General features: G+C 59.6%; 30 protein-coding genes and 2 tRNA genes. 26 read left to right on the top strand and 6 right to left on the bottom strand.

The genetic code is table 11. From position 1 onward, the window contains the following. The first annotated feature begins 311 nt into the window (after positions 1–311). From IFT59_RS18690 to IFT59_RS18635, 13 genes are all read left to right on the top strand, one after another. Positions 312–653, top strand: coding sequence for a helix-turn-helix domain-containing protein (locus IFT59_RS18690; protein ID WP_192087792.1), 342 nt, complete (start codon positions 312–314; stop codon positions 651–653). Positions 654–803: 150 nt separating this feature from the next. Then, positions 804–1,022 carry a hypothetical protein gene (locus tag IFT59_RS18685; RefSeq protein ID WP_192087791.1) on the top strand — a complete coding sequence of 73 codons (219 nt, stop codon included), beginning with the start codon at positions 804–806 and terminating at the stop codon, positions 1,020–1,022. A gap of 271 nt (positions 1,023–1,293) precedes the next feature. After that, on the top strand, positions 1,294–1,530 hold the full coding sequence (locus tag IFT59_RS18680; RefSeq protein WP_192087790.1) for a hypothetical protein: 237 nt from the start codon (positions 1,294–1,296) through the stop codon (positions 1,528–1,530). 74 nt (positions 1,531–1,604) lie between these two features. Further along, positions 1,605–2,018: a hypothetical protein gene (locus IFT59_RS18675; RefSeq protein ID WP_192087789.1), complete on the top strand. Its 414-nt coding sequence runs from the start codon at positions 1,605–1,607 to the stop codon at positions 2,016–2,018. Continuing rightward, the gene (locus IFT59_RS18670; protein WP_192087788.1) at positions 2,015–2,305 is read left to right on the top strand and encodes a hypothetical protein; all 291 of its coding nucleotides are present in this window, start codon (positions 2,015–2,017) and stop codon (positions 2,303–2,305) included. Before IFT59_RS18675 ends, IFT59_RS18670 begins: the two co-directional genes overlap by 4 nt. Positions 2,306–2,307: 2 nt before the next feature. Continuing rightward, positions 2,308–2,553 carry a hypothetical protein gene (locus IFT59_RS18665; protein ID WP_249407651.1) on the top strand — a complete coding sequence of 82 codons (246 nt, stop codon included), beginning with the start codon at positions 2,308–2,310 and terminating at the stop codon, positions 2,551–2,553. Then, entirely contained in the window at positions 2,553–3,065 is a 513-nt protein-coding gene (locus IFT59_RS18660) for a hypothetical protein (RefSeq protein WP_192087787.1), read from the top strand. Before IFT59_RS18665 ends, IFT59_RS18660 begins: the two co-directional genes overlap by 1 nt. Next, positions 3,062–3,412, top strand: coding sequence for an HNH endonuclease signature motif containing protein (locus tag IFT59_RS18655; protein WP_192087786.1), 351 nt, complete (start codon positions 3,062–3,064; stop codon positions 3,410–3,412). The genes IFT59_RS18660 and IFT59_RS18655 overlap by 4 nt, the downstream gene beginning before the upstream one ends. Continuing rightward, positions 3,405–4,085 carry a hypothetical protein gene (locus IFT59_RS18650; protein WP_192087785.1) on the top strand — a complete coding sequence of 227 codons (681 nt, stop codon included), beginning with the start codon at positions 3,405–3,407 and terminating at the stop codon, positions 4,083–4,085. The genes IFT59_RS18655 and IFT59_RS18650 overlap by 8 nt, the downstream gene beginning before the upstream one ends. After that, positions 4,078–4,371 (top strand): hypothetical protein, encoded by a 294-nt coding sequence (locus IFT59_RS18645; RefSeq protein WP_192087784.1) that lies wholly within the window; start codon positions 4,078–4,080, stop codon positions 4,369–4,371. The genes IFT59_RS18650 and IFT59_RS18645 overlap by 8 nt, the downstream gene beginning before the upstream one ends. A 35-nt stretch (positions 4,372–4,406) precedes the next feature. Beyond that, entirely contained in the window at positions 4,407–5,543 is a 1,137-nt protein-coding gene (locus tag IFT59_RS18640; protein WP_192087783.1) for a hypothetical protein, read from the top strand. Next, positions 5,540–5,788 (top strand): hypothetical protein, encoded by a 249-nt coding sequence (locus IFT59_RS23155; RefSeq protein WP_113110265.1) that lies wholly within the window; start codon positions 5,540–5,542, stop codon positions 5,786–5,788. The genes IFT59_RS18640 and IFT59_RS23155 overlap by 4 nt, the downstream gene beginning before the upstream one ends. Further along, positions 5,788–6,882, top strand: a complete 1,095-nt coding sequence (locus IFT59_RS18635) for a tyrosine-type recombinase/integrase (protein WP_192087782.1) — start codon at positions 5,788–5,790, stop codon at positions 6,880–6,882. Before IFT59_RS23155 ends, IFT59_RS18635 begins: the two co-directional genes overlap by 1 nt. A 91-nt stretch (positions 6,883–6,973) precedes the next feature. On the opposite strand, the gene IFT59_RS18630 is transcribed toward IFT59_RS18635, so the two are convergent. From IFT59_RS18630 to secA, 4 genes are all read right to left on the bottom strand, one after another. Further along, positions 6,974–7,058: transfer RNA gene (locus IFT59_RS18630), tRNA-Leu, on the bottom strand. An 82-nt stretch (positions 7,059–7,140) separates the two neighbouring features. Next, positions 7,141–8,370 (bottom strand): GNAT family N-acetyltransferase, encoded by a 1,230-nt coding sequence (locus IFT59_RS18625; protein ID WP_244631559.1) that lies wholly within the window; start codon positions 8,368–8,370, stop codon positions 7,141–7,143. A 53-nt stretch (positions 8,371–8,423) separates the two neighbouring features. Then, positions 8,424–9,836, bottom strand: a complete 1,413-nt coding sequence (locus IFT59_RS18620; protein ID WP_192088077.1) for a lipopolysaccharide biosynthesis protein — start codon at positions 9,834–9,836, stop codon at positions 8,424–8,426. A gap of 170 nt (positions 9,837–10,006) precedes the next feature. After that, positions 10,007–12,718 carry a preprotein translocase subunit SecA gene (secA, locus tag IFT59_RS18615; RefSeq protein ID WP_192087781.1) on the bottom strand — a complete coding sequence of 904 codons (2,712 nt, stop codon included), beginning with the start codon at positions 12,716–12,718 and terminating at the stop codon, positions 10,007–10,009. Between the two features lie 261 nt (positions 12,719–12,979). Between secA and IFT59_RS18610 the strand changes: the two genes are divergently transcribed. The 6 genes from IFT59_RS18610 to IFT59_RS18585 all read left to right on the top strand — a co-directional run bounded on the left by IFT59_RS18610 (position 12,980) and on the right by IFT59_RS18585 (position 17,016). Then, a complete protein-coding gene (locus IFT59_RS18610; RefSeq protein WP_192087780.1) occupies positions 12,980–13,858 on the top strand; it encodes a peptidylprolyl isomerase in 879 nt (292 codons plus the stop codon). A 57-nt stretch (positions 13,859–13,915) separates the two neighbouring features. Further along, positions 13,916–15,157 carry a bifunctional glutamate N-acetyltransferase/amino-acid acetyltransferase ArgJ gene (gene argJ / locus IFT59_RS18605; protein ID WP_062577490.1) on the top strand — a complete coding sequence of 414 codons (1,242 nt, stop codon included), beginning with the start codon at positions 13,916–13,918 and terminating at the stop codon, positions 15,155–15,157. Between the two features lie 8 nt (positions 15,158–15,165). Then, positions 15,166–15,936 carry a GNAT family N-acetyltransferase gene (locus IFT59_RS18600; RefSeq protein WP_092664664.1) on the top strand — a complete coding sequence of 257 codons (771 nt, stop codon included), beginning with the start codon at positions 15,166–15,168 and terminating at the stop codon, positions 15,934–15,936. A gap of 8 nt (positions 15,937–15,944) precedes the next feature. Beyond that, complete coding sequence (mutT, locus tag IFT59_RS18595) at positions 15,945–16,349, top strand: 8-oxo-dGTP diphosphatase MutT (RefSeq protein WP_062577544.1); 405 nt, start codon at positions 15,945–15,947, stop codon at positions 16,347–16,349. Positions 16,350–16,460: 111 nt separating this feature from the next. After that, a complete protein-coding gene (locus tag IFT59_RS18590; RefSeq protein WP_062454284.1) occupies positions 16,461–16,781 on the top strand; it encodes a hypothetical protein in 321 nt (106 codons plus the stop codon). 61 nt (positions 16,782–16,842) lie between these two features. Further along, positions 16,843–17,016 carry a Flp family type IVb pilin gene (locus tag IFT59_RS18585; protein WP_062454283.1) on the top strand — a complete coding sequence of 58 codons (174 nt, stop codon included), beginning with the start codon at positions 16,843–16,845 and terminating at the stop codon, positions 17,014–17,016. Positions 17,017–17,042: 26 nt separating this feature from the next. Here the strand turns inward: IFT59_RS18585 and IFT59_RS18580 are convergent, their stop codons facing one another. Next, positions 17,043–17,921: a methyltransferase domain-containing protein gene (locus IFT59_RS18580; protein WP_062454282.1), complete on the bottom strand. Its 879-nt coding sequence runs from the start codon at positions 17,919–17,921 to the stop codon at positions 17,043–17,045. A 93-nt stretch (positions 17,922–18,014) separates the two neighbouring features. Between IFT59_RS18580 and IFT59_RS18575 the strand changes: the two genes are divergently transcribed. From IFT59_RS18575 to IFT59_RS18550, 6 genes are all read left to right on the top strand, one after another. Next, a complete protein-coding gene (locus tag IFT59_RS18575) occupies positions 18,015–18,773 on the top strand; it encodes a ComF family protein (protein WP_249407650.1) in 759 nt (252 codons plus the stop codon). Between the two features lie 56 nt (positions 18,774–18,829). Then, positions 18,830–19,087: a glutaredoxin 3 gene (grxC, locus tag IFT59_RS18570; RefSeq protein ID WP_062454280.1), complete on the top strand. Its 258-nt coding sequence runs from the start codon at positions 18,830–18,832 to the stop codon at positions 19,085–19,087. A 12-nt stretch (positions 19,088–19,099) separates the two neighbouring features. Beyond that, positions 19,100–19,960: a carbon-nitrogen hydrolase family protein gene (locus IFT59_RS18565; protein ID WP_092664580.1), complete on the top strand. Its 861-nt coding sequence runs from the start codon at positions 19,100–19,102 to the stop codon at positions 19,958–19,960. Then, entirely contained in the window at positions 19,957–20,385 is a 429-nt protein-coding gene (locus IFT59_RS18560) for a DUF1178 family protein (protein WP_192087778.1), read from the top strand. The genes IFT59_RS18565 and IFT59_RS18560 overlap by 4 nt, the downstream gene beginning before the upstream one ends. Positions 20,386–20,528: 143 nt before the next feature. Then, positions 20,529–20,602, top strand: a tRNA-Ala gene (locus tag IFT59_RS18555). Positions 20,603–20,753: 151 nt separating this feature from the next. Continuing rightward, positions 20,754–21,845: an acyltransferase family protein gene (locus tag IFT59_RS18550; protein ID WP_192087777.1), complete on the top strand. Its 1,092-nt coding sequence runs from the start codon at positions 20,754–20,756 to the stop codon at positions 21,843–21,845. A gap of 3 nt (positions 21,846–21,848) precedes the next feature. Here IFT59_RS18550 and ubiG read toward each other — a convergent pair whose 3' ends face one another. Next, positions 21,849–22,595, bottom strand: a complete 747-nt coding sequence (gene ubiG / locus IFT59_RS18545; RefSeq protein ID WP_192087776.1) for a bifunctional 2-polyprenyl-6-hydroxyphenol methylase/3-demethylubiquinol 3-O-methyltransferase UbiG — start codon at positions 22,593–22,595, stop codon at positions 21,849–21,851. Between the two features lie 291 nt (positions 22,596–22,886). On the opposite strand from ubiG, the gene IFT59_RS18540 reads away from it, so the two are divergent. Beyond that, on the top strand, positions 22,887–23,780 hold the full coding sequence (locus IFT59_RS18540; protein WP_092664587.1) for an SH3 domain-containing protein: 894 nt from the start codon (positions 22,887–22,889) through the stop codon (positions 23,778–23,780). Positions 23,781–23,887 lie beyond the last annotated feature (107 nt).

Below are 23,887 nucleotides of genomic sequence, written 5' to 3'. Positions count from 1 at the left end.
CTCCGAGAAAGGCAGAAAGAGATCAGGGCGAAGATCAGACCGAGGAATTCCTGTGACTCGCTCCAACTCAGCTGCCCGTTCTGCAGAAACACCATTTTTTTCCCAACGCAGCACGGTCGATTTGTTTACGGGCGGAACAAAAAGCGCGCCGAAGGCCTCCAGCGACATAAAGCCGTGGACCTCGCGGAAGGATGTGATTGGAGATTTCGTTTCCATAACAGCATGAGTTGCATAAGTTGCAACTATTTACAAGAGCCACTGTTGCATACGAGGCTAACGCAGATTTTCCGGGTTTTGATTAAAGTTGCAACATGAGCAACGTGCCCACAATCCATTCACAAAAAACGCCGCACCGGATTCACTTTATCCCGGAGTGGGCAGAGAAGCGTCAGATGAAGCAAGCGGACATCGTCCGGGAGCTTGGCGTAGATAAAGGCCTTGTATCTCGGTGGTTCGATGGAACTTTGCCGAAGGCTGATTATCTTGATCGGCTCGCAGCCTTATTTCAAACCGATGTGCATGGCCTTTTTCGTAGTCCAGAGGACGATTGGCTTACTCAGTTCTTTCAAGACAAGACTGAGGAACAAAAAGAGAAGGCCATCAACGTGTTGAAGCTAATGTTTGATCAGGGCCGAACAGGAACTGAGGGATGATACGCGGATGCCGTTCTACAACGGCTTAGCCGCAATCGAATTAATGGTGCGTGGGAGAGCAAGATGAATGTCGCCAGGTTAGCTATGATACTTGGACTAGTTGGAGTGGCAACTAGTGCAGAGGCAACAAGCCGCGAGAATTGTCAGACTATGGCAAAGCCGATGGAAGCGGTCGGTTCTGGAATGCGTAGTTTCTACAACAGCATGGCTGAAGCCGATACATCGAAGGCTGCGGAAATGTTCACCGGGCAAGAGCGTGAGGCATTCCTGAAAATGGAAGACCTCAGGCAGAAGATGCTGCCTTTAATGAAAGCCTACGCAGATCAATCCGAGGACACCCTCTACCTGCTTCGCAAGTGCGCGCGCTGAAGTCACCTGCACAAAACTTTCCAGGCGCATGGCTATTGTATCTTCGCAGCCAGCGCGGGGCTATCAGCTGGATTGGCATTAAACAAGCTCCGGATCATCCAGCAACTCTCTTCAGGGTCAGCGCAATACCTAAGGACTGCGAGCGTAGAGTTGCAAGCAGCCAATAGAAAAGTTGCACAACTTGCAACGTGCTAGCTTTACATAAGTTGCAAGTTATGCAACCCTGTTCTCCATCGGCGGTTAACCGCGCGTCATCTGGATGGAGAACAACATGCGCTTTGAAAACCACAACGCTTATCCGCTTTGCCGCAACCGCGAAGAGCAGATCGCCTGCGTCGGCGAGGCTATGCGCCGCCTTGGCGAAGGCTGCACCGAGAGCGATCTCAAGAACAGTCTCGGCATCACTGCCAGCCAGCTGAACGACGTTGCTGACGATGCTCGCGCTTACGCTGTCGCCGCCAGCACCTATCAGCGGCGCGTTTCTGTTCCGGCCCAGCGCGCCGCCTGATCCGCTTCGGTGCCCGTCTGCGTACCCCCGGCGTGAGCCGCGCAGACGGCATCCGAAACGGATCGGAGGCCACAATGTCAGCCGTCAAAAACCCTCAGCAAATGCCCACAACACTGCCATTGTCACAGATGACGATAGTGCAGCTGGACGGAGAACTTGCATTCTGGACAGCTGAAATCGCCAGCGATGAACGTTGGGGCATATCGGCTGAAATCGCGATTGAGATGCGGCTGGAAGTGGAAGCGGAGATCGTCCGCCGCCACGCTGCCGAACGGCGTAACGCGACCTTCATCGTCGATGATCTGGGTGTTCGTCCTTCAACGATCGCTATCACGGGATCGGGACGCGCCCGCCTCGAATATCTTCCAACGCGTTTCACCATCGCTTTCGCCGTCGTGATCTCGATCATCGGCATGTGCGCCGCTGCTGCACTAGCCGGCCAGCGCGTCGTAGAGTTTGAAACACGCTATGCGTGGGAGGCGGTATGAGCGCGACCATCCTACGCCTGCCAGTCCGCCCCGCACCGCGTGCCGTTGAGATCCGTCCGTCATCCTTCTTCCAGCGCGAGCTTGGCGCAGTCGCAGTCAATCTGAACGATGCCGCAGGCAGGTTTGGAATGCTGTCCGACCGCGCGAGCGACGAGGCGTCCATCGTCGAAGGCACGCGTTCGCTTGAGGCCGCGCTTTTTCATGCGCTGACCCTTAGCGGATGCCTCCAGGCAGACCGCCCGCTGCGCGACCTTCTTCTATCGCGCCTGGCGCAGCGGGGGGCCTGAACGTGAAGGACCTTCCAGCGGCCAATGCAGTTCGAGCAGCCTTCGCCGACCAGGACGTCAAACTACCCTTGCGTCTGTCCGAAGAGGACGTCGGCGTGATCCTCGACGATGACGGCGCCGACGTGCTGACGGTCGACAGCAACGGCATGCGCGACAACGCCAAAGTTTTGATGATCGCTGCGCTCGTCGTATCGGCCGTCAATGATCTTGCCGGCTTTGACTTCGCATCCTGCCGGAGTTTGGATTGATGGGGCGCGCTCAGGACAAAGAGCGGCTGGACACCATCCGCGCGCGCCACGGCGAGGCGAGCACGGACTGGAGAGCGATTGACAGCACCCGTCATGGCGAGCAGCTGACGGCTCGCTTGCTACCTACTCAGCCGTCGATCGCCCTTGTGACGCTGACGGCAGAGTGCGGTTATCAGGACCGCAACTTTCTCCTGCACGCGCACGCCGACATTCTGTTCCTGCTCCGCATGCTGGCGGAGGCGTTCAGGAAGATCCGCGAGCTGCAGAAGCTTCAGGAGCAGCCGCGACCGGACTTGGCCAAGGAATGCGGCAGGATCTGCGAGGACACGCAGTTTAAGCAATTCATGCTGCAAAAGCACGGCATCCCGTCCGACGACCGCGAGCGCTTCGCTACCGGTGTCCGCAAGGTCTTGGCAATCGAATCCCGCTCGGAACTCAATACGCACCCTGCCGCCGCCAAGCGCTGGGACGTCTTACTCGGACGCTTCCGCGAATGGAAGGAATTAGCATGAGCAGAAGAGATCAGATCCGCGAGAAGGTTATGGCCCGTGTCCAGATCGACGATCGCACCGGCTGCTGGACTTGGACTGGCCCGACATCAGGCAGGGAAGGTCGAGGCGCCGGATATCCTCGCATGTCTCTAGGCGGGCAGACGGTCGCAGTGCACTTGGTCATGTGGACCAATGAGCACGGCTACATTCCCGGCAAGAAAGAGATCGACCACTACTGCCGAAACCGTCTCTGCGTGCGGCCCGAGCAGGAGCACCTTCAACTCGTCACCCGCAAACGAAACGTCCTGCGCCAATGGGAAGCGCGCAGGGCTGCTCTCGTCTGCCAAGAGGTTCAGAACCATGACTGACGACATCCATCGCTGCCCACTTTGCTCCGTGCCGTTCAAGCTCGAAGACGTCTGCGCTGACGACATCACCGAAGGCACATGCCATGCGGAATGCCTCGAAGGTTCGCCGGTCGTCGATCTCGAAACCGGCGACGAGATACCGGACGGCAAGATCAGCACGTACCTCTACCGCGAGGTCATGGAGCCGCGGATCTTCGACGAGAGCGGAAAGGGTGCCGGCTTCGAGCTTACGCATGAAGCGCTTGTCGCTGCCCTGACAATCCCACCACCCCAGACGCATGTGGCGCTGCTTGACCCGCACGCACAAGGCCTCTTGGCAGCACAGAACAACGTCATCGACGGCTTGATGGCCGAGAACGATCGGCTGCGGAAGATGCTCGCAGGCTGCGACTGGTACTGGCCGGAGGACGATACGTCATCCGAAGCCTGCGCTGATGGCCCGTGGCAGATCGCCGAGAACTGCGACGTAAAACCCGGCGACGTCTTTGGTTATTCGCGCGGCGGCATCGTTGAAACTCGGTACTACGGATTTCTCGATCCGGCAGAAGACGCAGACAGCGACGACGAGTTTGAGGCTGACGAGCCGACACGAGAAGCTGCGGAGGCGAAGATTGCCGCCGAGCTTCAGCGCCGCGCTGCCCTCGCCACCACGGAGGGCTCGGACAATGGCTGACGACGATCTCGAAAGCTGGCCATTCTTCAGGGTGTATGAATTTTCGGCCGGACGCGTTCTTACCGAAGATGACGTGAAGGACATCCAGTTGCTCCTGTCGGAGCTGAACACGCAGGAAGAGATCCGCACTGACGAGTTCCATAATGGTCGAGAGAACGCCCTCATGGAGATCGGCGGCGCCGACCTCCTCACGGCTGTCCAGATGAGAGATCACGAGCGCATCGCTCATCACGTGCGGAAGGCAATGGACAAGATTTTCCCGAAAGAGCGGAGGACACAGCAGTGAGCATTCACGAAGCCACTCAGCGGGTAGCGGACTGCATGGATAAGATCCTCACCAACTTCAAAAGTGGTTCTAAGATCACTGTTCTAGTCCGAGCGCCAGGCAAGCCGAATGCCGATTTCTGCCTGACCGATGACGATCTCGACGAGGTCATCGCTATGGTCCGACGCAGGAAGGGCGAGGCACCGCCCCAAACGACTTCATTATTGGAGTTGATGGACCAGGCCTGCGATAGCGACGGAAAGATCAGCCAGAGGTATACCGTTCGTCAAAAGGAACGACCTGAGCGCCTCGATCCTCGAAACCTTCTCGACAGCGTCTCCTTGAGTGCCATTATCAGCCTTTGTTTCGTTGATGGCATCTCTGATGACGGCCAGAAGCTCTACGGGAATTATTATCCCACTATTGGCAAGCACGGCGACGCCATTTCTATCCACCTTACTCCGAACCATTTCGACTTCGTAATCTCCATTTATGACAAGACCGATACCGTTATCGCTGATACTGGAGTCTGTGAATGTAATCTTGGCCAAAGGATATCTCCTGACTGCTGTGTCCGATTACTTTCATCTATCGCTAATGCCAACGTCAAGTTGAACTCCTCAAAAGCCGACATAAACCCTGCCGCCCTGCCGAATTTGCACGTGACCGACGATGCTGTGGATGCTGCATGCGAGGCATTCTACTTCAATTGGCCGAAAGCGGACGAAGACAAGAAAACCTCGACGCGCTCCGCTTTGCGGGCTCTCTTGGAGAGCTTCGCCCATAACGCGGCCCTAGCACCGCAGGATCATGTGACGGTGGGAAAACACGCTGTCGTGAAAGGTGCAGAATGGTTTGTCGCCTCTTCGCTGCGGCAAGCAGACGGCGCTTTCGATACCTACGATCAGGCCATGCGAGAGGCCACCTATCTGAACTGCAAGCTCGCCATTGAGCGGGGCATAATTGACCAGAAGATCCCGGGAACCTACCCGATCACATACCGACAGCACTATGAACAGGTCTTCGGTCTGCCACCAGCACCCCAGGCGAAGGAGGCAGGCTCACTACTATTGAAGGAAGCAAGCCTGCCGACCACTTCTCGTCTCTCACAACTTGAAGCACGTACCTCATGGACTGCTTCGGGCGAGCCGTCAACGACGCTCGCCCGAGATGATGAAGGTGAGGAAAGATGAGAGCGCAGCGCGTAGAGGTTCTGCCAATCTCACTGCCTCCTCGCGGTTTGGCACGTGAGCAGGCAGCCGCGTACATTGGGGTTTCTTCCAGCCTATTTGATGAAATGGTTGGTGATGGCAGAATGCCTAAGCCAAAGAGAGCGAACGCCCGTACGATATGGGACCGCGTGGCGCTTGACCGGGCGTTTACGCGTCTGCCCGGTGGAGATCCTGACGACGCCGACGACTGGTCAGTGGAAGTGTGATGCCGAAGAAGTTCGCAAAGAAGTATGTGATTGAGGATCGCACGGATGGCGTGCTGCGCTTCTATTTCCGAAAGCGCGGCCAGAAGAAGATCCGGCTACCAGGCGTACCGGGCAGCGACGAGTTCAACGAGGCTTACTATACCGCTATGAACGGCACTATCGCCGAAGAGGCGAGGGGGCCAAAACTATCCACGAAGAACTCTCTTCGTTGGCTCTGCGAGCAATACTTCCAGTCGGCCGAATACAGGCGCTTGGAACAGAGAACCCGCCACGTCCGCAAACTGATCATCGAGCACATATGGGCCGAACCACTGAAGAAGGACAGCAGCCGGCTATTCGAAGACATGCCGATCGCTGCCATCACGGCGAAAGCTGTCCGCGTTCTAAGGGACCGCAAGGCGGAGAAACCTCAGGCGGCGAACAGTCGGATTAAGGCGCTGCGTGCGATATTCGCATGGGCGTGCAAAAGCGACGTCGAACTGATGCTGACGAACCCTGCCCGGGACGTGTCCTTCTTCGCTCAACAGGGCGACGGTTATCATTCCTGGACCGAAGACGAGATTGCGAAGTTTGAGGAGAAGCACAAGATCGGGACGAAGCCTCGGCTCGCATTGGCGCTGATGCTTTACACCGGCCAGCGCCGTAGCGACATCATCCTGTTTGGGCGACAGCATGTCAGCAGCGGCAGTCTCAAATTCACGCAGTTCAAAGGCCGGAACAAGAAGCCGATCACGTTGGAGATCCCGGTACATCCGAAGCTGCAGAAGATCATTGATGCATCGCCGGTCGGCGATCTCACGTTCCTCGTGACTGAATTCAACAAGGGCTTCACCGCCGCAGGGTTCGGCAATTGGTTTCGCAAGCAGTGCAATGATGCGGGCCTTCCACATTGCAGCGCGCACGGACTGAGAAAATCTGCATCGGCGAGGCTAGCTGAGAGAGGCGCCACCGAAAAACAGATCATGTCGGTGACCGGTCATACGACCTCGAAAGAGGTCTCTCGATACACGAAGGCGGCAAATCAGAGGCTACTGGCGGAGAGCGCGATCAGCCTGTTCGACGACATCGATGAAAGGAGCGAGGGGGGAAAATAAGAACAAAAGTGTCCAGCTTTTTCAGGTAGTTTAAGTTTTCTGGACGTTTAGGGCCAAATTTCACTGTAAAAACAATGGTCAAAAAAGTGCGTGGTGCCCCATGCCGGAATCGAACCAGCACTCCTTTCGGAACTCGATTTTGAGTCGAGCGCGTCTACCAGTTCCGCCAATGGGGCACGGAGGGTATGGTGAAGGCCTCTAACATGGCCTCGGCGGCGGATGCAAGAAGAACTATTCGGATCGCTGCAAACCGCGATGTCAGGCATTGCGTCCGGCAATCGCCAGGATCTTTTCGCGCAGCAGACGCGCCATGTTGCGGGTGTTGCGGTAGAGGTGAAGCTGTGTCGCCACCTGTCTCACGTCGCGGTCGCTGTTGCGGGCAAGGCCGATCACCAGCGTTCCCATTTCCTCGCGCTCTTCCCATAGCCTGCTCATGATCGGATGGTCGGGCACGGCGCAGCTGTCGGTGCGCAGGATGTTGGCATCATCAAGGTGCCAGTCGGTCAGCTTCATGACCAACAGCTTGCCGGGCGAATAGCGGCTGAGGCTCTCGTCATAGGCGGTCTTCCAGGTATAGGCCTCGCCGGCCATCAAGAAGATCACGATCGAGGCGATCGCGCGGCCGTCGAGATTGATCGTGTGGATGCGCACGGCGTCCACTTCGGCAAGATTGGTGATCGCTTCGCGAGCAAAGGCTGCGCGGTAACGGTCGTTGATCAGGGCCGAACGCTTGCGGCCTTTCCAGCCTGTCGATTCAAGCGCCAGGAATTCCTCCATCCGCTGGCGCACCTCTTCCGGCTGACGGGCGACGGCGTATTCAAGCCTTCCCAGCTGTCCGAGCTTTCGCCACTGGCGCTGCATCTCGCGGTAGTGGTGCGGCGAGACGGAGGCCTTCATATAGGTTTCGCCGTCCTGAAGGCTTTCCAGCATCGGCCGGCGAAAGCTGTCGGTGACGGCAACGGGCAGGTCGCGGCCGATGGCAACGGCGCGCGCAAGCTGGGCAAAGCGGCCGCCTAAGCGCACATCCGGCAGAACGAGAACGGAGGGAAGTTTTGCTTCCCGGGCAGTCAGGGCCTCCAGGAGGTTGTCGATGGTTTCGGCCGCATCTTCGGCATCCACCAGTGGCGTACCGAGCGGGCCGAACGGATTGGACCAGACGCGGATGATCGGGGCACCCATGGCAAAGCCTGGTTTCTCCACGGTAAACGGCATCAAAAGGCGAAGGCGGCTATGGCTTTCGCCTTCGTCGCGGATGAGCGCCAGTCGCACCTGACGGTCATCGATTCGCGGCATGGCTGGGGCAAGAAGCCGCGCCGAGAAGAAGATGTTGGGCTCCATCGCGCGGTGAGACAAAAATTCGAGTTCTTCCTGCAGATCGTAACCGAGACCTGCCGGATAGAGGCAAAATTCGCGGCCGGGCCGGCCGATTTCTACCCGTGTATCGGCATCCGGCCGGTCTGCGCGAAGACGCGACGCGACGTTCGGCATTGTGACGTCATCGTATTCCTTCTCGCTCCTGTTCGGGGGAAGAGCCATTGTGTCTATTGAACCTTGAACGAGGGTCTGGGCAGTGGATCGGAAAAAGCGAATAGCACAATTCCGAGCGTGCGGCGTACTGCTATGTGCAGCAACGTCGCCTCGATCATCATGGCGCCGGCGGTCGCAATCGCCGCACCGACCAGCCCATAATGTGGTATCAGCACGACATTGAGGACGATGCTGCCGGCAAGCGTTGCCGTATAGACTGCAACGCAGAGCTTTTGCCTGCCCGCCATGCTGAGCAGCACTTCTCCGGGACCGACGAGCGACTTGGACAGAATGCCAGCAAACAGGATCACCATCAGGATATAGCCTGAAGTGAAAGCGTCGCCGAACAGCGACAGAAGCAGTTCACCCGCAGCAAGCGTCGTCAACCCGACGACGAGCGACGGCCAGAAGGTCCAGCGGACGGTCTGGCCCGCGAATGTGGCCAACGCCGTCATGTCGCCTTCCGCCATGATGGCGGCGAAACGGGGAGCGGCGGCCGCCTTGATGGAGAAGTAGACGAACTGCACAAGGACGATCGTTTTCGACGCCGCAAAATAGATCCCGACATCGTCCGGCGGCAGAAAGATGCCGACCACGACCACGTCCGCATTGGTCAGCAGGAAGCCGATGCCGTCGACTACAAATAGCGGGATCGAGTATCGGATCCAGGAGCCAAGCCGGTAGCGCCGCGATGCATTGCCGTAGCTGCCTTTCAGCCGAAGTATGAGCTGCGTCAGATGCGCAAACGTTGTGGCGTATGTGGCGGCAAGCGCCGCCAGCATGGCGGTCTGCGCATCGCGCGGCGCATCGGACAGGACGGCTGCCGTCATGAAAGTGAGGATCAGGATGGGCCTGAGGATGTAGGTTGGCGCCAGCGCCGATATCGTCCAGCCATGGGTACGGGCAATCCCGTCGAGGATGTCGCCGATGCCGATCATCGGAATGATGAAAAGAGCGATCGAAACCGGCACGATGTAGTAGGGCTCGATGCTGCTGCCGAACGCCCAGAGAAAGGCAAAGCCGAGGCCGCCGATCACGGTCGAGGTGACGAGCGCGACAAGGCAGGCGGCAAGGCTCAAGCCGCGGATCTCGCCGTTTTCACCCTCTGCTGAATGCTGGTGGATGAAGCGGATGATCGAGGTGTGAAAGCCGAGGCAGGAGAGATTGCCGACGAGGATGACAATCACCCAGACGAAGGCGAACAACCCGTATTCGAACTCGCCCATCAGCCTGGCCATGACGATCTGGGACAGGAAGGCGATAGCGGCGCTGAAAATGCGGATCGCAAACGCGGTCATGGCCTGGCGTTGCGCCCGCGCCGTATCGCTGTTTTCGGTCACAGTGGCTCTGATCCTGCCCGTCAGCGGTGCGACTCTGGCACGCAAACCGGCCGGAAGCAGTCTTTCCGCTGTTTCGATCACCGCCATGATGGGCACGCAATACTCGTTACGCTACAGGAGCCATGCTCGCAAATCTGCCACAGCAGGGTTAAGAAACGGTTGGCTCAGCCGACCCGAACGTTAAGACGGCGACGATCCCGCAAACGAAAAACGCCGCCCGAAGGCGGCGTTCTATCGATAACACTGGTGTTGCCCGATCAGGCCTGTTCGAAGGCGCCGTGGCAGTGCTTGTATTTCTTGCCCGAACCACAGGGGCAAGGCTCGTTGCGGCCGACGCGCCCCCAGGTAGACTGGTCTTCGGGATGACGATCGGCAGGCGCTGCGATGAAGTCGCTGCCGTCTGCGCCCGACACCTGGTCTTCGCCGGTCGTCGGGTCGAAATGATGCTCCTCGAACACCGATGGCGGTACCGGCGGCTCGGGGTTCTGCACAAGCTCGACGCGCATCATCTGGGCGGTCACGGCTTCGCGCAGGTTCGCAAGCAGCGCCTGGAACAGCTCGAAGGCTTCCGCCTTGTATTCCTGCAACGGATCGCGCTGCGCATAGCCGCGGAACCCGATGACGGAGCGCAGGTGGTCGAGATTGACGATATGCTCGCGCCACAGGGCGTCCAGCGTCTGCAACACCACGGAGCGTTCGACGTAGTTCATCACGTCGGCACCAAACCGCTCTCGGCGATCCTTGACGGAAGCTTCAGCGGCTGCAGTGATCCGCTCGCGGATATCGGTTTCGCCGATACCCTCTTCGGTCGCCCAGTCCTCGATCGGAAGATCAAGGTTCAGCAGGCGATCAACGTCTTCGCGCAGTTCCTTGACGCTCCACTGTTCGGCATAGGCCCGCTCAGGGATGTGCTTGGCAACGAGAACCTCGATCACTTCGTTGCGCATGTCCTCGATGGTCTCGGACACGTCTTCCGAATCCATCATTTCGATACGCTGTTCGAAGATCACCTTGCGCTGGTCGTTGGTGACGTCGTCGTATTTCAGAAGGTTCTTGCGGATGTCGAAGTTACGCGCCTCGACCTTTTTCTGGGCCCGCTCGAGCGCCTTGTTGATCCAGGGGTGGACGATCGCTTCGCCTTCCTTGAGACCAAGCTTTTGCAGCATCGAATCCATCCGGTCGGAACCGAAGATGCGCATCAGATCGTCCTGGAGCGACAGGTAGAATTTAGAGCGGCCCGGGTCACCCTGGCGGCCGGAGCGGCCACGCAGCTGGTTGTCGATGCGGCGGCTTTCGTGACGTTCCGTGGCGATGACGTAAAGGCCACCGGCTTCCAGAGCCTTGCCCTTCAGGACCTTCACCTCGGCACGGACGGCAGCCTCCTTGGCAGCGCGTTCGCCCTCGTCCTCGATGCCTTCGAGCTCGCGCTCAAGGCGCATGTCGATATTGCCGCCGAGCTGAATGTCGGTACCGCGACCGGCCATGTTGGTGGCGATCGTGACGGCACCGGGCACGCCGGCCTGCGACACGATATAGGCTTCCTGCTCGTGGTAGCGGGCGTTCAGAACGTGGAATTTCTCAAAACCGGACTCGCGCAGCATGGTTGCCAGAAGTTCGGACTTTTCGATCGAGGTCGTACCGACCAGAACCGGCTGGTTGCGTTCGCTGGCCGCCTTGATCTCGACGATGATCGCCTTGAACTTTTCCTCAAACGTCCGGTAGACTTCGTCATCTTCGTCGATACGCTGGATCGGCAGGTTGGTCGGAACCTCCACCACTTCCAGCTTGTAGATGTTGCCGAATTCTTCCGCTTCCGTCTGCGCCGTACCGGTCATGCCGGCAAGCTTGTCGTACATGCGGAAGTAATTCTGGAAGGTAATCGAGGAGAGCGTCTGGTTCTCCGGCTGGATCTGCACCTTTTCCTTGGCTTCCAGCGCCTGATGCTGACCTTCGGAATAGCGGCGGCCCGGCATCATGCGGCCGGTAAACTCGTCGATGATGACGATCTCGTCGTTGCGGACGATATAGTCCTTGTCGCGGGTGAAGAGCTTGTGGGCCTTCAGCGCGTTGTTGATGTGGTGCACGATCGCCACGTTCTCGACATCGTAGAGCGATTCGCCCTTCAGCAGGCCGGCCTGACGCAGCAGGCCTTCGAGCTTTTCGGTTCCCTCTTCGGAAAAGTTGGCCGAGCGCTGCTTTTCGTCGATTTCGTAATCTTCCGGAGACAGCAACGGAATGTAGGCGTCGATCGTGTTATAGAGATCGGAACGGTCGTCCAGCGGGCCTGAGATGATCAGCGGGGTGCGGGCTTCGTCGACCAGGATCGAATCGACTTCGTCGACGATCGCGAAGTTGTGGCCGCGCTGCACCATCTGGCCGCGCTCGTATTTCATGTTATCGCGAAGATAATCGAAGCCGAGCTCGTTGTTCGTCGCGTAGGTGATGTCGCAGCCATAGGCCTCGCGGCGTTCGTCGTCCGACAGGCCGTGGACGATGACACCGGTCGACAGGCCAAGGAACCCGTAGAGGCGGCTCATGATGCTGGCGTCGCGCTGTGCGAGATAATCGTTGACGGTCACCACATGCACGCCCTTGCCCGACAGTGCATTGAGGTAGACGGGCAGGGTTCCCACCAGCGTCTTGCCTTCGCCGGTCTTCATTTCGGCGATTGCGCCGTCGTGAAGGATCATGCCGCCGGTCAGCTGGACGTCGAAGGGTCGCATGCCGAGTACGCGAAGGGCCGCTTCGCGAAGCACCGCAAAGGCAGGGATCTGGATATCCTCCAGCGTCTTGCCGTCTGCCAGCATCTGGCGGAACTCCGCCGTCTTGTTGGCGAGCTGCTCATCGGTGAGCGCCTTGGTGGCTTCCTCGATTGCATTGATCTTCTCGAGCATCGGCTTGTAGCCCCGCACGCGGCGCTCGTTTGCAGATCCGAACAGTTTGCGGGCAATGCCGCCAAAGCTGACCATACGAATGGCCCTTTCTGATGTCAGTCCCTGATGTCACTCGTCGAGACCACGATTGAGCTTGTCGGCCGGCGGCGCCTCTGACAATTCGACCCGTGGCGCCCGCAAAGCTTCTGGACGCGAAGTTGCGTGACAGATAAGAGGGGGTCCGAATTATGTCAACGGTGACGGCCGATACAGAATGGCCACAATCCGGTGTTTGTGAAGGTTTTCCGGCCGGTGCCAGACGTTCTGGATCCGGTTCACCAATCGAAAGGTAACTCGATGCTGCGCCACAAACTTCTCGTATCGGCTGCTCTTGCCGCTGCGATCTTCGTCCAGGCCCCGGCTTTCGCCGCTGACGATACGGTCGTCGCCAAGGTGGGCAGCCTGAACATCACTCAGGCCGAACTCGACGTCGCGGTCCAGAACCTCGACCCGCAGCTGGCCCAGCTTCCCGAAGAACAGAAGAAGGTTGCTGCCCTTTCCGGCGCAATCGACGTGAAGCTTCTGGCAAGCGGTGCTGCCGCCGAAGGCCTTGGTAACACCGAGGACTACAAGAAGCGCATGGCCTATATCGGCGATCGCGAACTGCACAACGCCTACTTCCGCAAGCACGTGGTCGATGCCACGACGCCCGAAGAAGTAAAGGCACGCTACGACAAGGAAATCGCGTCGATCCCGAAGCAGGAAGAGGTCAATGCCGCCCATATCCTGGTAAAGACCGAGGATGAAGCAAAGGCCGTGATTGCTGATCTCGACAAGGGTGGCGATTTCGCAGCCATTGCCAAGGAAAAGTCGCAGGATTCGAACAAGGACGAAGGTGGCGATCTTGGCTGGTTTGCCCAGGGCCGCATGGTGCCTGAATTCGAGCAGGCCGCGTTCGCTCTCGAAAAGGGCGCCTACACCAAGACCCCGGTCAAGACCCAGTTCGGTTTTCACGTCATCAAGCTGATCGACAAGCGGGAAGCCGCTCCGCCGGCACTCGACCAGGTCGAAGACCAGGTCAAGCAGCTCGTGATGCGCGACAAGTATGTCGCCATTATCGAAAAGGCGAAGGCCGACCAGAAGATCGAGATCATGGATGAGGGCCTGAAGAAGGGCTACGAGGACGTGAGCAAGATGCAGGACGGTGCAGAAGCGCCGGCACCGGCACAGCAGTAAAATTCGCATCTGGGCCCGGTATATCCGGGCCCTTTCCTATTCAGCCAGGTTGTTCAGATGTCCTCTTCCGTCTCGCCGCTCGCCCCGAAGTCCTATCCCGAAATGCCGGCCCTGCGCGGCGTCCGCATGGCGACAGCTGCCGCCGGCATCAAATACAAGAACCGTACCGACGTGCTGTTGATGGTGTTCGACGCACCGGCAGCGGTGGCCGGCGTGTTCACCAAGTCGAAATGCCCGTCGGCACCGGTGGATTTCTGCCGCGCGAACTTAGCCCATGGCACCGCGCGGGCCGTGGTGGTCAATTCCGGCAATGCCAACGCGTTTACCGGCGCCAAGGGCCGCCAGGCAACGGAACTTACCGCACAATCGGCAGCGGCTGCTGTCGGATGCAGCGAGAATGAAATTTACCTCGCATCGACAGGCGTCATCGGCGAACCGCTCGATGCCACGAAATTTGCAGGCGTGCTTGGCGATATGCACGGGTCGGCCACGGGCGATTTCTGGCAGGAGGCTGCCAAGGCGATCATGACCACGGATACCTATCCGAAGGTCGCGACCCGCATGGCGGAGATCGGCGGCGTCGCGGTTACGATCAACGGCATTGCCAAGGGTGCTGGCATGATCGCGCCTGACATGGCGACGATGCTGTCTTTCGTCGTCACCGACGCCGATATCTCGTCTTCGGTGCTGCAGTCGCTTCTCTCTGCAGGCGTCGAGCCAAGCTTCAATTCCATGACGGTCGATAGCGATACGTCCACGTCCGATACGCTGATGCTGTTTGCAACGGGGGCTGCTGCTGCAGACGGCCAGGCGCAGATCACCGATCCCGCCGATCCGGCGCTGTCGTCTTTCCGGGATGCGTTGAACGCGCTTCTGAAGGACCTGGCGATCCAGGTTGCGCGCGATGGCGAAGGCGCCACCAAGATGCTCGAGATCACGGTCACGGGCGCTGAAAGCGATGCTAGCGCCAAGACGATCGCGCTGTCGATCGCCAATTCGCCGCTGGTCAAGACCGCCGCCGCCGGCGAAGACGCCAACTGGGGCCGTATCGTCATGGCCGTCGGCAAGGCCGGCGAAGCGGCGGACCGCGACAAGCTGGCGATCTGGTTCGGCGATGTCCGCGTTGCCGTCAATGGCGAACGCGATCCTTCCTATTCGGAAGAGGCCGCGTCCAACGTGATGAAGGGGCAGGACATTCCGGTCAAGGTCGAACTCGGCCTCGGCTCCGGCACGGCCACCGTCTGGACCTGCGACCTCACCAAGGAATATGTTGCCATCAACGGCGATTACCGGAGCTGATGACGGATATGACCGCATCTCTCGCGCAAGGCGACCTGCCGCTGGTTCGGAGACTGGAAGCGGTCGGCTTCCGGGCCTGGCCCGCGGCTTCCGTGGTCTATGACGGCAGCTGGCAGGTTCGGTTGACGGGTAGCCATCCGTCGAAGCGTCTCAACTGCATCGTGCCGCTCGATCCGTCGGATTACCGGGACATGGACCTGCGGTTGTCGAAGGCCCGCAAGCGTTTTGCCGATTACGGACGATCGCTGGTGGTGCGCGAAACGCCGCTCGCACCGCCCCACCTGATCCGTCATCTGGAGGATGATGGCTGGCAGATGTTCGAGACCGCAGATGTGATGATCGGCGATCTCGCCCACCTTCCGCTGCCGCCGACGCTTGGTCATCTTCCCAGCCACGATATAGGCCGTTTCGTCGATGCCTGCATTGCAGTGGGGCAGGACGACGCAGCGCTGAAGCCGGCACTGGCGGAGATCCTCAGTTCCATCAAGCCGCAATCGGGCTTTTTCATCAAGGAAAGCCCACGTCACGGCGCCGTCGCCGTGGCGCTTTGCGTGCAGGACAACGATCTTGCGGGCGTCATGTCGTTTGCCGTGTCGCAAACGGTTCGGCGGCAGGGCATCGGCTCGGAAATACTTGCCTCGGCACTGCGCTGGGCCCGCGTCAGCGGCGCCCGTTCGGCATGGCTGCAGGTGGAGGCAGACAACGAACCGGCGATTGCCCTCTATCGCCAGTTCGGCTTTCGCAAGGTCTATGAATACCGCTACTGGCGCAAAGGGTGACCGATCTCATGTCGAGGAAAATTCTTCTCGTTGCAGCCTGCGCGCTGATCGATGCCGATGGCCGCATCCTGCTTGCGCAGCGCCCTGAGGGCAAGTCGCTGGCCGGGCTCTGGGAGTTTCCGGGGGGTAAGGTGGAGCCTGGCGAAACGCCCGAGGAGACGTTGATCCGTGAACTCGACGAGGAGCTCGGGATCCAGACGAAGGAAGCCTGCCTCGCGCCGCTGACATTTGCGAGCCACACTTATGAAACCTTCCATCTGTTGATGCCGCTCTATGTCTGTCGCCGTTTCGAGGGCATTCCGCACGGGCGCGAGGGGCAGGCGATCAAGTGGGTCAAGCCGAACGCGCTTCGGGACTATCCGATGCCGCCCGCCGACGAGCCTCTGATCCCGATCATTCAGGATCTTGTCTGATCGAGATCAATCGAATTAGCGCAGTCGAATTCAGAGCCTGTTAACCTTTAATTCAGCCCATCGTGGCATCGTCAGGGGGATCAGTGACTGCGTTGACGAGGCTTTTCAGCGATGGAAGACGAATTCTGGAAAACTGTGCAGGCCCGCCAGCGGGCAAAGCACAGATCCGGTAGGACCGGCGCCCTCAATATTGCTCTGCTGTTTGGCACCGCTGCGGTTGCGCTTGCGCTGATCGTGACGCCGATGCTCGCCGGTCACGATGACCAGCAGCGGCTGGCAACGGTCAAGCAGGACTTCGACATGATCACCACCGGCTCGATCAAGCCGGTCGAGAAGGGCACGAAAACCTACACGATCCGCCGTAGCGTACTTCAGGACACGCCGGGCTCCGTCTGCATCGTACAGGGCTACGGCGCAAACGATGGCTGCTAATTAACGATTAGTCGCTATAGTCGGGCGACAGATCAGCGGTTTACCGGATAAAGGGCAAGTCATGCGTCTCCTGCGTTCCTTCATGCGCGATGAATGTGGGGCGACGGCTGTCGAGTACGGCCTGATCATCGCGATCATATCGGCCGCCTTGCTCGCCGGTTTCGGCGCTTTTTCCTCGGCGCTCAGCAATATGTTCAGCTTCCTCGGCGGCAAGGTCGACAAGCCGATTACCTGACCCTCCCCGATCGTTACCCTGATCTATCAGTTTTCGTTCTGCGATCCGCGCAGCGCATCTTCCAGCCGCATCTTGGCCGATCCCGGCTTCAGGGGCTTTTGCTGGCTTTCATGCGGCGCCCATCCCGATGCGTAGATGATCGAAAACGTGGCCCGGATGCGCCCATCCGGATCCGAGTAGCGTTCGGCATAAAGCTCGGCGGCTTTCAGGAAAAAGCTCTTCGTCAGCGGCTTGCGGCTGCGGCCAGCGAGCGCATTGGTCATGCCCATGCCGCGCAAGTCCCGCATCAGTGCAAACAGGTTGTCGTAGCGCACCGTATAGGTTTCCGCATCGATCACGGGCAGGGCAAAACCCGTCCGCTGCAGTAGCCCGCCGACGTCGCGCACGTCCGCAAACGGAATGACACGCGGGCTAGCGCCCCCGGTCATTTCCACCTCGGCCGACAGAAGTACATCGCGCAGCTCGGCAAGCGTGCCGGATCCGGGAATGGCGGCAAGGAACAGCCCATCCGGTTTCAGCGCCCGGCGGATGCGGACCAGCGTGCCGGGAAGATCGTTGATCAAGTGAAGGGCGAGCGGTGAGACGATGAGATTGACCGTATCCGGCTCAAGCGGCACATCGTCGAGCGGTGCGACCGTGATGTCTTCGCCAGAGACGGCGAAGGTAGGATCGCTCTCGACCCGGACCATGTTGTCGATCTTGCCGGTTGCTTTCGCTTCGCGGGCTGCAGTGCCGGTACCGCCATGCAACTCGACACCCTGTTCGAACTGCCGTTCGACCACGGACAGCCGCTCGGCCAGTTCGCGTCCGGCTATATCCAGCAAAAACGCCGCGTTGTGGTCGCCAGCGGCAATCGCACGCCGGCGCCGTGCTTCGACCAGTTCGGCGTCAAAAATGATGTCCATGTTTTCCACTCAATTTCCGCGGGTCGCAAAGTCGCTCTCCGTCGATTAATGTCAAGCATGTCTTCGTCCCCCGCCTTGCGATCGCTGAGGAGCATGGAATCGGCCGCGTCCGTCTGGACACGCCGGATAGGCGACGTCGTCTACCCGCCAGCCTGTCCCGGATGCGGCGTGATCACCGGCAGCCATCGCGGTTTCTGTGCACAGTGCTGGAGCGGTCTGCGCTTCATCGAACGTCCCTACTGCGAGGTTCTAGGCCTTCCGTTCTCCTATGATCCTTCCGATCCCGCTTTGGATGAGCAATTGCTGATCTCGCCGGAAGCGATCGCCAATCCCCCGGTGTTCGACCGCCTGCGGGCTGTGGCAATCCACGAAGGTGCGGCACGCTCGCTCGTCCATGCGCTGAAATATAGGGATCGCACCGACCTCGCCGCAATGATGGCCGGGTGGATGCTGCGCGCGAGCGAGACCCATGTGGCCGATTGCGACGCTATTCTCCCGGTGCCGCTGCATCGCTCGCGCATGTTCTGGCGTCGGTTCAATCAGGCAGCCGAACTCGGGCGGCATCTCGCCGCTCAATCCGCAAAGCCCTTTCTTGCCGCAACATTGCTGCGCACGAAGAGCACTCAGCGCCAGGTGGGGCTGACGGCGCGGGGCCGCGAGGAGAACGTCCGCGCCGCGTTCAAGGTGGCCGCGGGTCGCGAACAGGACGTGTTCGGCAAGCATATCGTTCTTGTCGATGACGTGTTCACGACCGGCGCAACTGTGTCTTCCGCAACCCGGGCGCTGAAGCGGGCAGGGGCTGCCGAGGTGACGGTTTTGACCTTTGCAATGGCCATTGCCGGGCCTATATGACAGAGACGGCAATTGTGACGCGCTGCACAAAGTCCTGACAGTACGTGGAGAAAATCATGGCAGATGTGATCATTTACACCCGCGAATATTGCGGTTACTGCGCCCGCGCCAAGGCGCTGCTCGAATCCAAGGGCGTTGCCTTTACCGAGCATGACGCGACCTATTCCAAGGAACTGCGCGCCGAAATGGTGCAGAAGTCGAACGGCGGTTCGACATTCCCGCAGATCTTCATCGATGGTCGGCATGTCGGCGGTTGCGACGACCTGCATGCGCTCGACCGTGCCGGCAAGCTCGATCCGCTTCTGGCGGCCTGAGGAGATTTTTCGATGACCGCGGTCAAGGTTGCAGCGATCCAGATGTGTTCGGGCGTCGATCCCGTCAGGAATGCGGCCGACATGGCGCGTCTTGTCCGTGACGCTGCAGCCCATGGCGCGACCTATATTCAGACCCCCGAAATGACCGGCATGCTGCAGCGTGACCGCAAGGCAGCGCGCGAGGTGCTCCGGGGCGAGGCGGACGACGTGATCGTCTCGACGGCGCGCGATCTCGCAAAAGAGCTTGGTGTCTTCCTGCATATCGGCTCGACCGCCATTGCCCGCGACGACGGGAAGATCGCCAACCGCGCTTTCCTGTTTTCGCCAGACGGCGCAACCGTCTGCAGCTACGACAAGATCCACATGTTCGATGTCGATCTCGACAACGGTGAAAGCTGGCGCGAAAGTTCGGCCTATGAACCCGGCAACGAAGCGCGGGTCGCCGACCTCGGTTTCGGCCGGCTCGGTTTTGCGATCTGCTACGATGTGCGGTTTCCGCAGCTGTTTCGGGCTGAGGCCTTGGCCGGCGCCGAAATTCTCACGGTTCCGGCTGCCTTTACCCGCCAGACGGGCGAGGCGCATTGGGAAATCCTGCTTCGGGCCCGCGCCATCGAGAACGGGACGTTCCTGATTGCTGCGGCACAGGGCGGCACCCACGAAGATGGCCGCGAAACCTTCGGTCATTCGATGATCGTCGATCCCTGGGGCAAGGTTCTGGCGATGGCTGGCGGCACCGGCGAAGAGGTCCTGATCGCCGAGATCGATCTCGACCAGGTCCGGGCGGCACGCCAGAAGATCCCCAACCTCAAGAATGCCCGGGAGTTTTCCGTGGCGATCGTCCCCGACCGCGGTGACGGGGAAGAGGCGGCGTGATTAAATATTCGCTCGGCTGCGAGAACGGACATGCGTTTGAAGGCTGGTTTGCCCAAAGCGCCGATTTCGACCGCCAGGTGGAAAGCGGCTTTTTAACCTGTCCGGTCTGCAATTCCACCGCGATCTCAAAATCCCTGATGGCGCCCTCCGTTTCGACAGCACGGAAGAAGGAAGCCAAGCAGGAGTTGGCGATGAATATGGCGCGCCATGAGGTGATGGCGAAGCTCAAGGAAGCCGTCGCCGGTATCCGCGCCAGTTCCGAAGATGTCGGCGAGAAATTTCCGGAAGAGGCGCGCAAGATCCATTACGGCGAGGCCGATGCGCGCGGGATTATCGGCAAGGCAAGTTTCGACGACGTGCGCGAGCTGATTGATGAGGGCATCGACATCGCCCCCTTGCCGACGCTCCCGGAAGAAGGCAACTGACGCCGGTCTTCAAGTTCATTAGCGATGTCGGAAGTATCTTGTAAGTATTTCTTCCAAGACATGCATCTTTACCATGCCGGTTTACCGAACTCTAACCTGACTGCGCTATCTCTGCGGACGGGCTGCCGAAAGCCGTCCGTGATGAACTGGTGCCAGACTGAAATGGAGCGGGCCCGCAAGCCCGTACATGCAGGTTCAAATCCTGCCCAGTTCTCCAAGGGCCACACTCCGGCGACGAATTGGCAGACGTTGACACCAACATCGCATTCGACATGACCCTTTGGATTTAGACCGAACAGGCCGGATCGTTGCGATCACATCGCAAGGGCGTCCCCGTAACCTTGATCAGACAGAAAGTGCTCTGCAGCATGGAAAAGATTGATCGTTTAGCGTGGGTCGACGCCGCCAAAGGTGTCTCGATCATCCTGGTTGTGATGATGTACTCGGCCTACAATACCGGCGAATATACCGGGCAGGTCGGCTTTCTACACTATGTCATCGGTTTCGCCACGCCATTCCGGATGCCAGAATTCTTCCTGATCTCGGGTCTGTTCCTGTCGCAGGTTATCGCCCGCCCGTGGTTGCAGTTCGTCGACCGCCGGGTGGTCCATTACCTTTATTTCTACGTGCTCTGGGTCACGATCATGCTTGGCCTCAAGATCGGGGTCTACGAGCTCGATCTCAGCAAAATGCTGAAGGAGCTGGCCTTTGCGATGATTCAGCCCTATGGCGTGCTGTGGTTCGTCTATCTGCTCGCAATTTTCGGACTGGTGACGAAGCTGTTCTACCAGCTGTCTGTCCCGGCCTGGGTGGTTCTTCCGGTCGCGATCGGCCTCGAGGTCCTGTCGCCCCATTCGGCGAGTTATGTGGTGACGCAGTTTGCTGCGTATTTCGTCTTCTTCTATCTCGGCTTCCTGACGGGTCCCGCAATTTTGAAGCTGGTCGATCTCTGCCAGCGCTATCCGGCGAGCGCCTGGGCTGCGCTGTGCGTCTGGGCGCTGGTCAACGGAGTGCTCGTGTTTTCACCCGGCTATGCGGTTCAACCGGTCGGGATGCAGATGGGGTCTGCGGTGTTGCCAGGGATGCATTTCGTGCTTGCTGTCGCTGGAACGCTGGCGCTTTGCATCGCTTGCGGCCTCGTCGTCCAACTGCCGTTCTCGCGCTGGCTGGTCTGGCTCGGCAAGCATTCGCTGGTTGTCTACCTCGCCTTTACCATCCCGATGTCTCTGTTCAGGGCAGTAGCGCTCAAGACCGGACTGTTTACCGATACGGGACTGCTGAGCGTTTCGGTGATGATCGTGTCGATCGTGAGCTCGCTCATCCTCTACGCGATTGTCAGGGCGACAGGGATCGGCGACTTCCTGTTCGAGCGGCCCCGTTGGGCCTCGCTTTTGCACCGCAAGGGCGGCTCCGTCGACGCCGTTACTGCCACACCCGCCACGGCTGTCGTCAAGGATTGAAGCTCAGCCCGGACGTCGCGCCAGCAGCATATAATTGACGTCCATGTCGGACGACAGGTTCCAGCGGTCGCTCAGCGGGTTGAAGAACACGCCGGTGCGGTGGATGATCTCCATGCCGCTTTTTGACAGCGGCTTTTCGATCTCTTCCGGGCGCACAAGCTTGTCGTACTGATGGGTGCCGCGCGGCAACCAGCGGAGAATGTTTTCCGCAGCAAAGATCGCCAGCGCGCCGGCCTTCAGCGTGCGGTTGATAGTCGCGACGAACATCAGGCCGCCTGGCTTCACCAGCGACGCGCAGGTCGTGATGAAAAAATCGACGTCAGCGACGTGTTCGACCACTTCCATGTTCATGACCACGTCGAACAGCTCGCCCGATGCGGCCAGGTCTTCGGCGGTGACTGCGCGATAATCGACGCTAACGCCGGTTTCAGCGGCGTGGGTGGAAGCGATGCCGATGTTCTTTTCTGACGGGTCCGCGCCGACAACGGTCGCACCCATGCGGGCCATCGGCTCAGACAACAGACCGCCGCCACATCCGATATCGAGGATGCGAAGACCGGCAAGCGGCTGGTGACCGTTGCGGTCACGGCCGAAATGCTCGCAGATCCGGTCGCGAAGATAGGAGAGGCGGACCGGATTGAACTTGTGGAGAGGCCGAAACTTCCCTGTCGGGTTCCACCACTCGGCTGCCATTTTCGAGAACCATTCAACCTGGTCCTTATCGACTGTGCTGCGTGTGGTTTCGGTCATATCGTCATCCTCTCGTACTAGGGCCTGAAGTCGGACGATCCCGGGTTGATGTCAAGGGGTGACATCGCCGCGGAGGTCGCGCGACAGCTTAGTCATTGTTTTCCAGTGAGCGGGCGGGATGAACCGTTGCTTACGGCGAGGAGAAAAAGGGTGAATGACAGTCAAATACATCATTCATTCGCCATTCAGCCGACAACTGGAACAATAGGTCGTTCCGAGCATTTAGGCTGAAAATTACGGGGCGCAAAACGGAAGCAATTCCGACCGCTTATGTTTTCCAGGAGGAAACTGGTGAAAAAGTTACTTTTACGGGTAGCCGCTCTCGGCGCCTTGATGCTGGCGCCGTCGATTGCTTCGGCTGCCGTGCAGGGATTCGCAACCGCGAACGTGAACATGCGGTCAGGTCCGAGCACCGCCTATCCGGCGGTCACAGTGATCCCGGTCAGCGCGACCGTTACCATCAACGGCTGCATGAGCAGCGTGAACTGGTGCGACGTTTCGTTCTACGGCGGTCGTGGCTGGGTGTCGGGAAACTATGTCCAGGCGGCGTACCGTTCGAACCGCGTCTATGTCGCGCCCGACTACTATCAGGGTCTCGGCATCCCGACGGTGACCTTCGAAGTCAACGACTATTGGGGTCGCCATTATAGAGAGCGCAATTTCTATCGTGAACGTGATCGCTGGCGCGATTACAATTGGCGCGCCGATCGTCAGCCGCCGCCACCGCCGCGTTGGGATCGTGACAGACGTCCGCCGCCACCACCTCCGGGTTGGGACCGCGACCGCGATCGTGACCGCTGGGACAACCGTCCCGGTTGGGACCGTGATCGCGGCGACCGCCGCGACCCGCCACGCGTCGACCGTGACAGGGACGATCGTCGCCCACCGCCGCGTATCGATCGTGACGACGACCGTCGCCCTCCACCACCGCGTATCGACCGCGACCGGGATGACCGCCGTCCGCCACCGCGGATTGATCGCGACGACGACCGTCGCCCACCACCGCCGCGCATGGATCGTGGCGATGACCGCAGGGACGATCGCCGCCCGCCGCCGCGTGCCGAGCGCAATGACGAACGCAGAGAAGAGCGTCGTCAGGAGCCTCGTGCCGAGCGCAACAACGACCGTCGCGCCCCGCAGGGTGAAACTGAGCAGTGCGTCGGCCCGGGTTGCCGTAATCGCTAAGGCGACAACGGCGGAGCCCGTCCGCCGTGAACGGTTACAGTTGATGATAGTCGGGGGCCGCGAAAGCGGCCCTTTTCATGTTCGGCGGTTTTCCGCGGATAATCGCG

This window comes from Rhizobium sp. CFBP 8752, assembly GCF_014842035.1.
Taxonomy (GTDB): Bacteria; Pseudomonadota; Alphaproteobacteria; order Rhizobiales; family Rhizobiaceae; genus Neorhizobium; species Neorhizobium soli.
The sequence above is the reverse complement of the archived record's forward strand: the minus strand, read 5'-3'. Positions and strand labels throughout refer to the sequence as shown.

Coding starts and splice junctions, on each gene's coding strand:
- IFT59_RS18585 (WP_062454283.1), top strand. CDS start 16,843: ATGCGTCTCCTGCGTTCCTTCATGCGCGATGAATGTGGGGCGACGGCT.
- IFT59_RS18610 (WP_192087780.1), top strand. CDS start 12,980: ATGCTGCGCCACAAACTTCTCGTATCGGCTGCTCTTGCCGCTGCGATC.
- IFT59_RS18580 (WP_062454282.1), bottom strand. CDS start 17,921: ATGGACATCATTTTTGACGCCGAACTGGTCGAAGCACGGCGCCGGCGT.
- IFT59_RS18640 (WP_192087783.1), top strand. CDS start 4,407: ATGGATAAGATCCTCACCAACTTCAAAAGTGGTTCTAAGATCACTGTT.
- IFT59_RS18670 (WP_192087788.1), top strand. CDS start 2,015: ATGAGCGCGACCATCCTACGCCTGCCAGTCCGCCCCGCACCGCGTGCC.
- IFT59_RS18685 (WP_192087791.1), top strand. CDS start 804: ATGGCAAAGCCGATGGAAGCGGTCGGTTCTGGAATGCGTAGTTTCTAC.
- IFT59_RS18675 (WP_192087789.1), top strand. CDS start 1,605: ATGTCAGCCGTCAAAAACCCTCAGCAAATGCCCACAACACTGCCATTG.
- mutT (WP_062577544.1), top strand. CDS start 15,945: ATGTCGAGGAAAATTCTTCTCGTTGCAGCCTGCGCGCTGATCGATGCC.
- IFT59_RS18680 (WP_192087790.1), top strand. CDS start 1,294: ATGCGCTTTGAAAACCACAACGCTTATCCGCTTTGCCGCAACCGCGAA.
- IFT59_RS18575 (WP_249407650.1), top strand. CDS start 18,015: ATGGAATCGGCCGCGTCCGTCTGGACACGCCGGATAGGCGACGTCGTC.
- IFT59_RS18690 (WP_192087792.1), top strand. CDS start 312: ATGAGCAACGTGCCCACAATCCATTCACAAAAAACGCCGCACCGGATT.
- argJ (WP_062577490.1), top strand. CDS start 13,916: ATGTCCTCTTCCGTCTCGCCGCTCGCCCCGAAGTCCTATCCCGAAATG.
- IFT59_RS23155 (WP_113110265.1), top strand. CDS start 5,540: ATGAGAGCGCAGCGCGTAGAGGTTCTGCCAATCTCACTGCCTCCTCGC.
- IFT59_RS18655 (WP_192087786.1), top strand. CDS start 3,062: ATGAGCAGAAGAGATCAGATCCGCGAGAAGGTTATGGCCCGTGTCCAG.
- IFT59_RS18565 (WP_092664580.1), top strand. CDS start 19,100: ATGACCGCGGTCAAGGTTGCAGCGATCCAGATGTGTTCGGGCGTCGAT.
- IFT59_RS18635 (WP_192087782.1), top strand. CDS start 5,788: ATGCCGAAGAAGTTCGCAAAGAAGTATGTGATTGAGGATCGCACGGAT.
- IFT59_RS18625 (WP_244631559.1), bottom strand. CDS start 8,370: ATGCCGAACGTCGCGTCGCGTCTTCGCGCAGACCGGCCGGATGCCGAT.
- IFT59_RS18645 (WP_192087784.1), top strand. CDS start 4,078: ATGGCTGACGACGATCTCGAAAGCTGGCCATTCTTCAGGGTGTATGAA.
- IFT59_RS18660 (WP_192087787.1), top strand. CDS start 2,553: ATGGGGCGCGCTCAGGACAAAGAGCGGCTGGACACCATCCGCGCGCGC.
- IFT59_RS18590 (WP_062454284.1), top strand. CDS start 16,461: ATGGAAGACGAATTCTGGAAAACTGTGCAGGCCCGCCAGCGGGCAAAG.
- IFT59_RS18620 (WP_192088077.1), bottom strand. CDS start 9,836: ATGGCGGTGATCGAAACAGCGGAAAGACTGCTTCCGGCCGGTTTGCGT.
- grxC (WP_062454280.1), top strand. CDS start 18,830: ATGGCAGATGTGATCATTTACACCCGCGAATATTGCGGTTACTGCGCC.
- ubiG (WP_192087776.1), bottom strand. CDS start 22,595: ATGACCGAAACCACACGCAGCACAGTCGATAAGGACCAGGTTGAATGG.
- IFT59_RS18650 (WP_192087785.1), top strand. CDS start 3,405: ATGACTGACGACATCCATCGCTGCCCACTTTGCTCCGTGCCGTTCAAG.
- IFT59_RS18550 (WP_192087777.1), top strand. CDS start 20,754: ATGGAAAAGATTGATCGTTTAGCGTGGGTCGACGCCGCCAAAGGTGTC.
- secA (WP_192087781.1), bottom strand. CDS start 12,718: ATGGTCAGCTTTGGCGGCATTGCCCGCAAACTGTTCGGATCTGCAAAC.
- IFT59_RS18600 (WP_092664664.1), top strand. CDS start 15,166: ATGACCGCATCTCTCGCGCAAGGCGACCTGCCGCTGGTTCGGAGACTG.